This is a genomic window from Clostridium pascui (assembly GCF_016908015.1).
Lineage (GTDB): Bacteria > Bacillota > Clostridia > Clostridiales > Clostridiaceae > Clostridium_AK > Clostridium_AK pascui.
The window spans coordinates 179,794-192,895 of record NZ_JAFBDB010000003.1 but is presented as its reverse complement, the minus strand read 5'-3'; the positions used below and the strand labels follow the sequence as shown (position 1 = coordinate 192,895).

The following is a 13,102-nucleotide window of genomic DNA, read 5'->3' as shown; positions in this document are numbered from 1 at the left end:
CTACTTGAAAAATAGTATATTTAATTTTATCCATTTATATTGCAAGTTGCAAAATTAAGCACTATAAGTTATAATATCTTATGTAATTAATGTATGGTATGAAATAACAATATAAAACATGTAAAAAGGTGCCCGAAAGGGAGAATAGGGAATGAGGTATAAGCCTCAGCGGTCCCACCACTGTAAACGGTAGAACTTTTATAATCCACTGGGTTACACCGGGAAGGAAAAAGTATCGTTAGCCCGTAAGCCAGGAGACCTGCCTTTTTCATTATTGCATCTTAGATTTAAGAGGCTATATTAAGAATGATGGCAAAATTCTTGAATACAAATATTTGTATTCAAGAATTTTTTTCTTTTTGTCTAAAATATTTAATGAGGTGATGAATATGAAAGTTATTAAAAAGCTTGTAGGCTGTGACAATTCTGTAAAATATTTATTAAGAATGAAAGATGGTAACACTATTGAAACTTTATATATGTATGATAAAGAATTAAAACTTACTTACCATAGTACAGTATGTGTCTCTTCTCAAGTGGGTTGTAGCCAGGGATGCTTTTTCTGCGCAACAGGAAAACAAGGCTTGGTAAGAAATCTTACCTCACTTGAAATAACTGAACAGGTAGGTGTTTGTGTTGATTACTGCAAAGAAGCGAAGCTATTGCCAATAGATGCAGTTGTTTTTGCAGGAATGGGTGAACCTTTTATGAATTATGACAATGTAAGAGATGCCATAATTAACATATATAACAAGTATAAAATAAGCAGTTTTGAAATTGCAACAGTAGGTTTAGCGCCGAGAATCCGCAGATTGATAAATGATTTTAAAGACAGTGATATTAAGATTAGACTTAATTTATCATTACATGCATCATCAAATGATACACGTAAAAATATAATGCCAGTTACCATGAAATATGATATAAATTCTATAATTGAAGCAGCAGTTGAATATGCAGAAACATTCAAGATAAAGACCAGAATAAGATATATGATATTTAAAGGTATAAATGATACTGACGAGGATGTAAAAAGATTAGAGATGCTGTTGGAAGATAAGCCCCTAAAACTTATAATTTCAGCGTATAATGATAATAATATAGAAGGACTGATTGCTCCACAAGAAAGTGATGTAATAAACTTTTATAATAAACTAAAAAATAAAATAGATTGCGAGATATTCCATAATTTTGGGAAAGATATCAAGGGTGGATGTGGACAGCTTAGACAAGAAAAGATGATGGAAGATGAGGAAGTAATATAGTTTAACGGTTAAACAGGATTTATAAAAAGTTATCATAGGAAAATTTTAAATCAAAAATATAGTAAAACAAAAACAATTGTGATAAAATTACCACAAGGTAAAGTATTAAATCTTTATTAAATTTTTAATAGATACATAAAGGAGGGGCGACTGGCTTTGCATGCCAGGTATAATATGGATAATAAGATTAGAATAGGTATTGTAGGTTATGGAAACCTTGGGAAAGGTGTAGAATTATCTTTAAAACAAAATCCAGATTTTGAATTAGAGGCTATTTTTACAAGAAGAAATCCTGATAAATTGCAGTCAAATTCAAAAATGGTACATATTTCAGAAATGGAAAGTTACAAGGACAAAATTGATGTTATGATTCTTTGTGGAGGATCTGCAACAGATTTACCAGAGCAGGCTCCAGAGATTGCAGCAACATTTAACACCGTAGATAGCTTTGATACTCATGCTAGAATACCAGAATATTTTAATAGGTTAGATGAAGTAACAAAAAGAGCTGGTACTATTGGACTTATATCCGTTGGCTGGGATCCAGGAGTATTTTCACTAAGTCGACTTTTAGGCCAATCAATACTTCCAGTTGGAAAAGACTATACTTTCTGGGGCAAGGGAGTAAGTCAAGGTCATTCAGATGCAATAAGGAGAGTAGCTGGTGTTAAGGATGGTATTCAATATACTATACCTGTTCAATCTGCTATTGAAAGAGTTCGTACAGGAGAAAATCCTGAATTTTCAACAAGAGAAAAACATGAAAGAGTTTGTTATGTAGTGCCTGAGGAAGGTGCTGATTTAGAGCTAATTAAAAATGAAATTAAAAATATGCCAAATTATTTCTCAGATTATAATACTACAGTGAATTTTATAACTGAAGAAGATTTAAAGAAAAATCATAGCGGTATACCTCACGGTGGATTTGTTATTCGTACAGGTGTAACTGGAGAGGATACTAAGCAGAGAATGGAGCTTAGTTTAGAACTTGGAAGTAATCCAGAGTTTACTTCTAGTGTATTAGTAGCTTATGCAAGAGCAGCTTACAGAATGTCCAAGGAAGGCCAATCAGGAGCACGTACAGTATTAGATATTCCATTTTCATACTTATCACCAAAATCAGGAGAACAATTAAGAAAAGAATTGTTGTAGTATAGATTGAAGGCAAGTGTAATATATAAGTTAAAAGAACACCAATAATAGTATTGGTGTTCTTTGTGAATTTATAGGACTTAATTATGCCAATTCTTTTAAAAATAAGTTTTTGAGATTATATGAGTAAATTTTCAGCATTTAAATATTCAAATAATGTTATAATATTAAAAAAACATATAAGATTAAAGGAGTTTAACTATGAGACTAACTTATAAAAACCCAAGAGAATTAGCAACATGTATAAAGGATTTGGTAGATTCCTACTTGGAAGGATTAATTGAGCAGGATGCATTTGAAGAAAAGTTAATAAAGCTTATTAACGCTAATGAAGATAGAATTTATAAGGATGGTGTAATGTCTGTAAAGATATCTAGCGTTTTAGGAAATTCAAGGATAGATATAATTAGTAAAACAATAAATAAATAAATAAAGGATCGCTGTGAGCAACCGGGCTTTTATTAAAAATCTATATCTATTACTTGATTGCTCATCTTATCCATTCCGCTAAGATTTTGTGCATACCATTTATTAATAAATTTATTATTCTAATCATCATTTATTCTATATAATAGAGTAGAGATATGTATAAGAGCCTTAATATTGGTAATAAAACCTTTGCCAAGCTTAATAAAATCTAATATTTTATATTGATTAAATATTAATTTTTGTAAATATATTAGGAGCAACTAAATGAATACTGAAATACAAAAGAAAAATAACATTCAGTAATGAATAATTAAAAACCACGTTGAAGTTATATACGACGTGGTTTTTGAAATGTGCGAGGAAATCCATAATTTTATTTCTATTCTTTGATATTAAATTTATTTTCTTGAATAAGTTTTTGACTATAAGAGTCAAGTTCAACTCCTGTTTTATGAAGTTGATTATCGACTAAGCTGGCTTCTTCTATGTGGTCAATTATTGAGTCGGTGGTAGTTTTTAGGATGGTATCAACATTTTGTATTTCTTTAGTCATAGTTTCAATATGATCTTTTTGAGCAGATACAATATTCATAACTTGTATTACTTTTTCTTCAACTTGAGCTATAGTAGATAAGCTTTTTTCTACCTTTTCTATGGCATCACTTGAGGCTTTAACTCCCTTTGAAATAACCGAGTTAGATTTATCAGAATTAATTAATACTTTTTTTGTTTCGTTTTGAATTCCATGTATTAAGTCAGATATATCCTTTGTACTCTTTCTAGTTATCTCAGCTAATTTCTTTACTTCTCCAGCTACCACTGCAAATCCCTTGCCTTGTTCCCCAGCTCTAGCAGCTTCTATTGATGCATTTAATGCTAAAAGGTTAGTTTGACTTGCAATACTTGTTATTAATTGAACAACTTCATTGACTTTATTAAAGCTTTCAGCTAACTCATTAATGCTACGGGTATTGTTAGCATTTTCGCTTTCTAGAGATTTAATTATAGTATCCATTTCTTCAATGGCCATCTTTCCTTCGTTTGACTTCTGAACTGTATCTTCTGTAATTTTTATAAGTTTATTGCTTTCTACAAATAGATTATCTGTAGAGTTATTTGTAAGGTCAGTTAAATTTGAAATTTTACTCATATGTACTTTTATATTATCTGTAAGTTCAGTTAATACGGTATGTTGATTATTAACTATTTCATGCTTGTCTACAGTTGTTTTTAATAAGTCATTTATTGATTCTATAAATTCAATAGTTTCAGTACGAAATTGAGCTTCTTTTTCCTTTATCTCATTTAATTGAGTAGAAGAGATTAGCTCATCGTTAATTAATTTGTTTTTTCTAATCATTTTTATCCCCCTTAGTTTTAGGTATTATTTATAATGAACTTGTTATTTGGTACCTATAAAGGTAAGTTCTAACTTATATTTTATAGTTAATACTAATGATAATCAATGTATTTCTAACTAGCATAAACAAAAACTTTTTAATTATGTAATATATACATTAAATAAGAAGATTAAGTAAGACTTGATAATATATTTAAAGAATTTAAGATGATAACCGAATAATAAAGAATAATATATATGGACCAAGTATAATGAGTGCTTGGTCTGTTTAATGTCATAATATTTTACATTTCTTCATTAAAAGACAAAAAATGCCGAAAATTTAACAAAATTGCTTTCAATTATTATCAAAACAATGTAAAATATTATTAATATAATATGACAAAAAATGTATCATGTAATAAAAATATCTTAATAAGGAGACGGAGGAAATAATAATGGATTTTATGTCAATTTACGGTATAGTATTAGCGATTGGATTTATTTTGTTCGGGATACTTTCTAGTGGACAAATAACAACGTTTGTGGATATACCATCTATACTAATAACTATAGGTGGAACTATAGGTGCGCTTTTACTGAGTAGTAAAGGAAAAAATGTTAAAATATTATTAAAGCTATTTAGAATAGTTTTTAAGGAAAATAAATTTAATAATGTTGAACTTATTACGAATTTTATAGAATGGTCTACAAAAGCCAGAAAAGAAGGATTGTTATCGCTAGAAAATACAGTTGAAAGTATTTCTGATCCATTTATAAAAAAGGGAATGATGATGATAGTTGATGGTTCAGAGCCAGATACAATAAAGGGTGTATTAGGACTGAAAATTAGGGGTATAGTTGAGAGGCATAAGGAGAATAGAAATATGTTTGATACTGGGGCAGCTCTAGCACCTGCCTTTGGTATGATTGGTACATTAATAGGGCTTATTAATATGCTTAAGCAATTATCTGATCCGTCTAGCATAGGGCCTCAGATGTCAATTGCTTTAATTACAACACTTTATGGATCGTTCATAGCAAATGTAGTTTTTATGCCAATGTCTAAGAAGTTAAAGGCTAAAACCTCTGAAGAAGTTTATCAAAAGGAAATGATTATAGAAGGCTTATTAGGTATTCAAGCGGGAGAAAATCCAAATAATTTAAAGGAAAGAATGCTTTCGTTTTTAGATGAGGAAACTATTAATCAGTTGCAATCAACAAGTCAAAGGGTAGAAGAATAAAATAATATGAAGGAGGAAGAGAGCGGTGGCAGACAATTATAATATGGATGATGAGGATGAGGGAGGCGGCAGTGAATGGCTTGCAACCTATGGAGATTTAGTTACCTTGCTTCTTTGTTTTTTTGTTTTATTGTATTCGATGTCTGTTATAGATAGTGCAAAGTTTAAACAAGCTGCTGAATCTTTAAATAATATAGGCATAATGTTACAAACTGGATCCATAAATCCTACCATAGGCGATTCAATTGCTGATTTAGATGTGTATAGTGCTAAAAGTGCTGAAGATCAAATGAATCACATATATAAAGAGGTTAAGGACATTATAGATTCTGGAGGATTAACAAAGGATGTAGAAGTAAAAAAAGTTGATAAAGGCGTGCTTTTAAGGTTTAAGAATGAGATCTTATTTGATATAGCGCAAGCAGATTTAAAGCAAGACGCTAAAAATAATCTTAGTAGACTTGGGAAAGTACTAAGAAAACACAATAAAATAATTAAGGTAGAAGGGCATACGGATAATATACCTATAAGTAATAGTGAATACAGAAGTAACTGGGAACTATCTACTGCAAGAGCCATAAGTGTTGTTAGATATTTTACTGAAGAACTTCCTAGTGACCAACGATTGAATCCAAAAAGTTTTGAGGTTTCAGGTTATGGAGAATATCATCCAATTGCACCTAATAACACCGAGGAAAATAAGCAAAAGAATAGAAGAATTGAAATAACTATAAGTCAGTAATAACTATATTATAAGAAAAACAATAAAATATATTGAATTTTAAAATTATTCTAGTATAATATATAAAAATGGATAAATTATTATGTATTAAAAACTATGACAGGGAACAGTAAATAAAGTGAAAATTCAAAGCGAATCGGTGGATGGTGAAAGCCCGATAATATAGCTTTATTGAAAGCAGCCCTCGAGTTTCTTATCGAGAAAGGGGAATTGGCTATTTAATTCCTACAATAGAGACAGACGTTTCCTCACGTTACAGAGGATTGGAATTTTTTATTCCAATTGAGGGAGTGCTTTATAGCACTAACTAGGGTGGTACCGCGAAAAGTCTTTCGTCCCTTTATGGGATGGAGGACTTTTTTATTTTTTATTAGATTGGAGGAAGAAGTATTATGGAAGAAATTCTTGAGATTCTAGAGAAAAATAGTAAATATAACGAAGAAGAGATAGCAGTGATGACAGGTAAAACTACTCAAGAGGTAAGAGAAGCTATAAAGAAGTACGAAAAGGATAATGTTATTGTAGGATATACTGCTTTAATTAATTGGGATCAAACAAGTAAAGACAGTGTTATAGCGCTGATAGAGGTAAAAGTTACTCCGCAAAGAGGAGAAGGATTTGATAAAGTAGCAGAAAGAATATATAGATTTCCAGAGGTTAAATCTTGCTATTTAATGTCAGGTGGATTTGATTTAACTGTAATTGTTGAAGGAAAGACTATAAAAGAGGTAGCACTTTTTGTATCAGAAAAGCTGGCTACACAAGAGGGAGTTTTAAGTACTGCAACACATTTTATACTTAAAAAGTATAAAGACAAAGGTGTTATATTTGAAGAAAAAGTAAGGGATGATAGGGAGGCTATATTTATATGAAGATAGAAGATATGATTTTACCTAAGGTTAGTAATATGCCGCCTTCAGGTATAAGAAAATACTTTGATATGATAAATGAAATGGATGACGTAATATCTCTTGGAGTTGGGGAACCAGATTTTGTAACTCCATGGAATATAAGAGAAGCCGGCATTTATTCCCTAGAAAAAGGGCATACACACTATTCTTCAAATGCAGGTCTTATTGAACTTAGAGATGAAATTTCATCATATTTAAATAGGAAGTATAATCTAAAGTATAATGCTGATAATCAAATACTTGTTACTGTTGGAGGAAGTGAGGGCATTGATATAGCGCTTAGGGCATTGGTTGCAGAAGGCGATGAAGTTATTATACCGGAACCAAGCTTTGTTGCATATAAAGGATGCACTGTTTTCACTGGTGCTAAACCAGTGGTTATTAATCTTAGAGCTGAAGATGAATTCAAATTAACTCCAGAGTTGCTTGCTCAAGCGATAACTCCAAAGACTAAAATAGTTATTGTGCCTTTTCCAAATAATCCAACTGGAGCCATTATGACAAGGGAAGAATTATCAGCAATTGTAGATGTTCTTAAGGATAAGGACATAATTGTATTATCAGACGAGATATATTCTGAATTAACGTATGAAGGAGAGCATGTTTCTATTGCAAGCTTTCCGGAAATGTATGAAAAAACTATAGTTATAAATGGGTTTTCAAAATCTTACGCTATGACAGGTTGGAGAATGGGATATGTTTGTGGACATCGTGTATTAATTGATGCCATGAAAAAGATTCATCAATATGCAATTATGTGTTCTAATACAACGGGTCAATATGCTGCTATTGAAGCTTTGAAAAATAGTGATAGAGATGTTGAAGAAATGGTCAGAGAGTACAATAGAAGAAGAAGAGTAATGGTAAATGGATTTAGAAAGATGGGACTTGATTGTTTCGAGCCTAAGGGGGCATTTTATTTATTCCCATGTATAAAATCAACTGGGTTAACATCAGATGAGTTTTGTGAAAGACTTCTAATGAAGGAAAAAGTGTTAGCAGTTCCGGGGCACGCATTTGGTGAGTGTGGAGAAGGATTCATAAGAACCTGTTATGCTTCTTCAATGGATAACATTATGGAAGCGCTCAAAAGAATAGAAAGGTTTGTTAAAGATTGTTAATATAAAAGTTTTAAGGAAAATAAACAAAAGGTTGACATTAATAAAATACACATATATAATCATAAGAAAAACAGAATATTTCTTATCAAGAGAGGTGGAGGGACTGGCCCTGTGAAGCCCGGCAACCGGTATGTATTTTATAATTCATACAATGGTGCCAATTCCTGCAGCGAAAGCTGGAAGATAAGGATAGCAATAGGCATCAAGACCTAAAGGATATCCTTTAGGTCTTATTTTTTTGCTAAGCATGCAAGATTATAATCAAAAGGCAAGAAGTTTAGTAGGGGGCTTAAAAATGTATATAAAAGATATCTTTTTAAAGAAGAAACCGTTAATATCCTTTGAGATTTTTCCACCTAAAAAAGAATCTTCAATCGATACTATATATAATACAATTGATCAATTAGCACCTTTGAAACCAGATTATATCAGTGTAACTTATGGGGCAGGTGGAAATAGTGAAACTAGAAATAAGACTGTAGAGATAGCTTCTATTATAAAAAATAAATATAATATTGAAGCGCTAGCGCACCTAACGTGCATGACATCTACTAGAGACGAAGTCAATGGAATTTTGAATGATTTAAAAGAAAATAATATTAAAAATATACTAGCGCTTAGAGGGGATTTGCCTCAAGACACAAACTTCAAATTTCCGGAGCCACTTCATTTTAGATATGCAGAAGATTTAATAAAAGATATAAAAAATCATGAAGATTTTTGTATAGCTGCAGCTTGTTATCCAGAAATGCATATTGAAAGCAATAGTGCAGACGAGGATTTTAAAAATCTTAAAGGTAAAGTAAACTCAGGAGTGGATTTTCTTATAACTCAATTATTTCTTGATAATAAGTTTTTTTACGACTTTAAACAAAGGTCAGAGGATAAGAAAATAAACATTCCTATTGAAGTGGGTATTATGCCTGTGATAAATAGTAAACAAATAGTTAGAATAGCAAGTTTATGTGGTGCACATATCCCAGAGAAATTTACGAAAATAATAAATAAGTATATAGATAATCCGCAAGCCTTAAGAGATGCTGGGATTGCTTATGCTACAGAGCAAATAATTGATTTGCTGTCTTCAGGAGTAGATGGCATTCACATATATACAATGAATAACCCTGAAGTAGCTAAAAAGATAGTATCTAACATAGATTCTATTGTAAGTGCATTGAATAGTGGGAATAAGCTTCAATGATGTTAAAAGCCATTATTTGATATAGATAAAGGTTATAATTAATATATGAATTATAGGGAGGAATTTTATATGGAAAAAGTAGAAAGTTTTCAATTAGATCACAGAAAGGTTATTGCACCATATGTAAGAAAAGCAGTAGTTCTCAATGGGAAAAAGGGTGATAAAGTAACAAAGTTTGATTTGAGGTTTTTACAACCAAATCAAGAAGCAATGCCAACAGCATCATTACATGCTTTAGAACATCTTCTTGCAGGATATTTAAGGGAGCACTTAGATAATGTAATTGATTTATCTCCAATGGGATGCAGAACTGGGTTTTACCTCATACTGTGGGGAGATGTAGAATCAACAACGGTAAAAAGTGCTCTTGAAGTATCTTTAAAACAAGTACTACAATCAGATGAAGTACCAGCAGCTAATAATCTTCAATGTGGCAACTATAGAGATTTGTCTTTGTTCGGAGCAAAAGAGTATGCAAGATATGTTTTAGATAAGGGATTTAGTACTACATTTTATAAAGATTAAATTAGATATATAGGTAACTTTAAGGGGGATAAGGATGCATATAGATAAAAAGGAAGTTCTAAGATACCTTGGATATAGAAATGGAGTTATTGATGCAAATATAAATTTATTAATAGATGAATGCATAAATGAAGCAAAAGAAATTTCAGATTCGAAGTATATATATAAAATATTTAATATTGATAAAAGTGAAGAACGAGTAAGATTGTTAGAAAGTAATTTGGTATTCGAGGGAAAAGATATATTAGAACATCTTGAGGAGTCATCTATGTGCGCTGTTATGGCAGTAACCCTAGGAAGTAATATGGATACTAAAATAAGGTATTATGAAAAAGTCAGTATGACCAGGGCATTGATACTGGATGCATGTGCATCTGTATGTGTAGAATGGATTTGTGATGAAGTCCAAAAAGAGATAAGAAAAGAAGCTCAAAGGAAAACACTAGACATTACCTATAGATATAGCCCTGGATATGGAGATTTTTTAATAGATATTCAACCAAAAATAATAAACGCTTTAGACGCGCAAAAAAACATAGGTCTTACAGTAACTGAAAATAATATTTTAATACCAAGAAAATCAGTAAGTGCAGTAATAGGATTTCAGCATAAGAACATGAAAGCTCAGCATTCTGGATGTAAGAAATGCAATAAATTTATAGAGTGTCAATATAGAAAAGGGGGCAATCATTGTGGAGACTAAGGATATTTTAGCAAAGCAATTTATATTTTTCGATGGAGCTATGGGGACAATGCTCCAAAGTAGAGGACTTATAGCTGGAGAAGTTCCAGAGATATATAACATTCTACACCCTGAGATAATTAAAGAAATTCATGAAAAATATATGGAATCTGGTTCGGATATAATTACTACTAATACCTTTGGCGCTAATGAGTTAAAGCTTAAGGATACAGGTTACTCTGTAGAAGAAATAATAACAAAAGCAGTAGAGATTGCTAAAGAAGCTAGGAAAGCTAATGATGGAAAATATATAGCATTAGATATTGGACCTATTGGACAGATGCTTGAGCCTATAGGAGTACTAAAATTTGAAAGAGCTTACGAAATCTTTAAGAGACAGATAGAGGCTGGAGTTAAAGCAGGATGTGATTTGATTTTAATAGAAACCATTTCTGATCTTTACGAAGCTAAGGCGGCAGTATTAGCAGCCAAAGAAAATAGCAGATTACCAGTGTTTTGTACTATGACTTTTGGAGAAGATGGGAGAACTTTTACAGGAACAGATCCCCTTACTATGATAACTCTTTTAGAAGGCCTAGGCGTAGATGCTCTAGGGGTAAATTGCTCGCTTGGACCTAAAGAACTAATGCCTATAGTAGAAAAAATATTAGAGTATTCAACAATTCCTGTTATAGTTCAAGCCAATGCAGGCCTTCCTAGAGTAGAAAATAGTAAAACTATATATGATATTACACCAGAGGATTTTGCAAAATATGTGAAGTTAATGGCTCAAAAAGGAGTATGCATTTTAGGTGGTTGTTGTGGTACAACTGATAAATATATAAGGGTAATCGTTGATAGTATAAAGGATCTAAAACCATTTAAATTAAATAATAAAAGACTCACAGCAATATGCTCATCTAGCAAAAGTATAATATTAGGAGAAGAAGTAAAGATTATAGGAGAGAGAATCAATCCAACGGGAAAGAAGAAGTTTAAGGATGCATTGAAATCCAATAATATAGATTACATATTGGCTGAAGCTATAAATCAAGTAGAGTCAGGAGCAGATGTATTAGATGTAAATGTAGGATTGCCAGAAATAGATGAAAAAGAAATAATGATAAGGGCTATTAAGGAAATACAATCAATACTAAATGTTCCACTTCAAATAGATAGTGCTGATGAAAAAGTTATAGAAGCTGCTGCAAGAATTTATAATGGTAAACCTATCATAAATTCAGTTAATGGAAAAGAGCAGGTTATGAAAAAAGTTTTTCCTATTGCTAAGAAGTATGGTGCTTGCATAGTAGGACTTACTCTTGATGAACGTGGCATACCATCTAAGGCTGAGGAAAGGGTCGAAATTGCAGAAAAAATTATAAATACTGCTAAGGAATACGGAATAAATAAAGAAGATATTTTAATTGACTGCCTAGTACTTACAGCTTCAGCTCAGCAGAAAGAAGTCATAGAGACAGTAAAGGCTGTAAGAATGGTAAAGGAACAGCTTGGAGTAAGTACGGTACTTGGAGTAAGTAATGTATCTTTTGGACTTCCTAAAAGGGAAATTTTAAATCAAGCTTTTCTTTCAATGACGCTAGCTGCAGGATTAGATGTTCCGATATTAAATCCAGGAAATAAGGAAGTAATGGATGCTATAAAAGCATTTAAGGTATTGGCTAATATAGATAAAGAAGCAAAGGAATATGTAAATACGTATTCAGATATTGAGAGAAGGGAACCTCCTAAGGCAAATAATAATAGAGATTTAAAAGAAATAATAATAAAAGGTTTAAAAGAAGATGCATCACAAAGTGTAAGAAAGCTGTTAGAATGTAAGGATAGTTTAACAATAGTTGATGAGTATTTAATTCCAGCGTTGAACGTGGTAGGAAAGAAGTATGAAAAGGGAGAGATATTCCTTCCACAGCTTATTCAATCTGCCGAAACTGTAAAAGGTGCCTTTGCTGTTATTAAAGAAAATATAAGTGTCGAAGAAAAAAAACAGGTTTCTAAGGGACAAATAATTTTAGCCACAGTAAAGGGAGACATTCATGACATTGGTAAAAACATTGTAAAGATTATTCTTGAAAACTATGGGTTTGATATTATAGATTTGGGAAAAGATGTACCTATAGAAAATATAGTGGAAACAGCAAAAAAGGAAAGTATAAAGTTAGTTGGATTAAGTGCCCTTATGACAACTACTGTTAAGAGTATGGAAGACACAATAAAGAGTCTTAGAGAAAATAATGTACATTGTAAAGTGTTTGTAGGAGGAGCAGTGTTAAATAAGGATTATGCAGATATGATAAAGGCGGATTACTATGCAAAGGATGCACAAGAAGCAGTGAAAATTGCCCAAGATTTATTTAAAAATATAAATGAGTAGTTATATAGAAAAAACAGTCTTTAAGAGAAGGACTGTTTTTCTTTTGCTTAAAAAGTGAAATATGGATTCTTATGAATAATATAGGTTTAAATTACT

12 protein-coding genes, 2 riboswitches and 1 other annotated feature are annotated in these 13,102 nt (G+C 31.4%); of the genes, 11 read left to right on the top strand and 1 reads right to left on the bottom strand.

Annotated features, from left to right (window positions below; genetic code table 11):
* Window positions 1-109 precede the first annotated feature (109 nt).
* A riboswitch (cobalamin riboswitch) is annotated at window positions 110-281 on the top strand.
* Between the two features lie 108 nt (window positions 282-389).
* From JOC70_RS09670 to JOC70_RS09660, 3 genes are all read left to right on the top strand, one after another.
* Window positions 390-1,265 (top strand): radical SAM protein, encoded by an 876-nt coding sequence (locus JOC70_RS09670; RefSeq protein WP_204598692.1) that lies wholly within the window; start codon window positions 390-392, stop codon window positions 1,263-1,265.
* 174 nt (window positions 1,266-1,439) lie between these two features.
* On the top strand, window positions 1,440-2,417 hold the full coding sequence (locus JOC70_RS09665) for a diaminopimelate dehydrogenase (protein ID WP_204598870.1): 978 nt from the start codon (window positions 1,440-1,442) through the stop codon (window positions 2,415-2,417).
* A gap of 201 nt (window positions 2,418-2,618) precedes the next feature.
* A complete protein-coding gene (locus tag JOC70_RS09660) occupies window positions 2,619-2,846 on the top strand; it encodes a TIGR04540 family protein (RefSeq protein ID WP_204598691.1) in 228 nt (75 codons plus the stop codon).
* A 379-nt stretch (window positions 2,847-3,225) separates the two neighbouring features.
* On the opposite strand, the gene JOC70_RS09655 is transcribed toward JOC70_RS09660, so the two are convergent.
* Window positions 3,226-4,206: a methyl-accepting chemotaxis protein gene (locus JOC70_RS09655; RefSeq protein WP_204598690.1), complete on the bottom strand. Its 981-nt coding sequence runs from the start codon at window positions 4,204-4,206 to the stop codon at window positions 3,226-3,228.
* A gap of 437 nt (window positions 4,207-4,643) precedes the next feature.
* On the opposite strand from JOC70_RS09655, the gene JOC70_RS09650 reads away from it, so the two are divergent.
* From JOC70_RS09650 to JOC70_RS09615, 8 genes are all read left to right on the top strand, one after another.
* On the top strand, window positions 4,644-5,429 hold the full coding sequence (locus JOC70_RS09650; protein WP_204598689.1) for a motility protein A: 786 nt from the start codon (window positions 4,644-4,646) through the stop codon (window positions 5,427-5,429).
* Between the two features lie 25 nt (window positions 5,430-5,454).
* Entirely contained in the window at window positions 5,455-6,171 is a 717-nt protein-coding gene (locus JOC70_RS09645) for a flagellar motor protein MotB (protein WP_204598688.1), read from the top strand.
* An 87-nt stretch (window positions 6,172-6,258) separates the two neighbouring features.
* Window positions 6,259-6,514 (top strand) — a binding site (T-box leader).
* A gap of 49 nt (window positions 6,515-6,563) precedes the next feature.
* Window positions 6,564-7,043, top strand: coding sequence for an Lrp/AsnC family transcriptional regulator (locus tag JOC70_RS09640; protein WP_204598687.1), 480 nt, complete (start codon window positions 6,564-6,566; stop codon window positions 7,041-7,043).
* Window positions 7,040-8,203, top strand: a complete 1,164-nt coding sequence (locus tag JOC70_RS09635) for an aminotransferase class I/II-fold pyridoxal phosphate-dependent enzyme (RefSeq protein ID WP_204598686.1) — start codon at window positions 7,040-7,042, stop codon at window positions 8,201-8,203. The genes JOC70_RS09640 and JOC70_RS09635 overlap by 4 nt, the downstream gene beginning before the upstream one ends.
* Before the next feature lie 79 nt (window positions 8,204-8,282).
* A riboswitch (SAM riboswitch) is annotated at window positions 8,283-8,393 on the top strand.
* 105 nt (window positions 8,394-8,498) lie between these two features.
* Window positions 8,499-9,404 carry a methylenetetrahydrofolate reductase [NAD(P)H] gene (gene metF, locus JOC70_RS09630; protein ID WP_204598685.1) on the top strand — a complete coding sequence of 302 codons (906 nt, stop codon included), beginning with the start codon at window positions 8,499-8,501 and terminating at the stop codon, window positions 9,402-9,404.
* Window positions 9,405-9,473: 69 nt separating this feature from the next.
* Window positions 9,474-9,929 carry an S-ribosylhomocysteine lyase gene (locus JOC70_RS09625; RefSeq protein WP_204598684.1) on the top strand — a complete coding sequence of 152 codons (456 nt, stop codon included), beginning with the start codon at window positions 9,474-9,476 and terminating at the stop codon, window positions 9,927-9,929.
* A gap of 34 nt (window positions 9,930-9,963) precedes the next feature.
* Window positions 9,964-10,632, top strand: a complete 669-nt coding sequence (locus JOC70_RS09620) for a vitamin B12 dependent-methionine synthase activation domain-containing protein (RefSeq protein WP_204598683.1) — start codon at window positions 9,964-9,966, stop codon at window positions 10,630-10,632.
* Window positions 10,622-13,006 (top strand): homocysteine S-methyltransferase family protein, encoded by a 2,385-nt coding sequence (locus tag JOC70_RS09615; protein ID WP_204598682.1) that lies wholly within the window; start codon window positions 10,622-10,624, stop codon window positions 13,004-13,006. Before JOC70_RS09620 ends, JOC70_RS09615 begins: the two co-directional genes overlap by 11 nt.
* Window positions 13,007-13,102 lie beyond the last annotated feature (96 nt).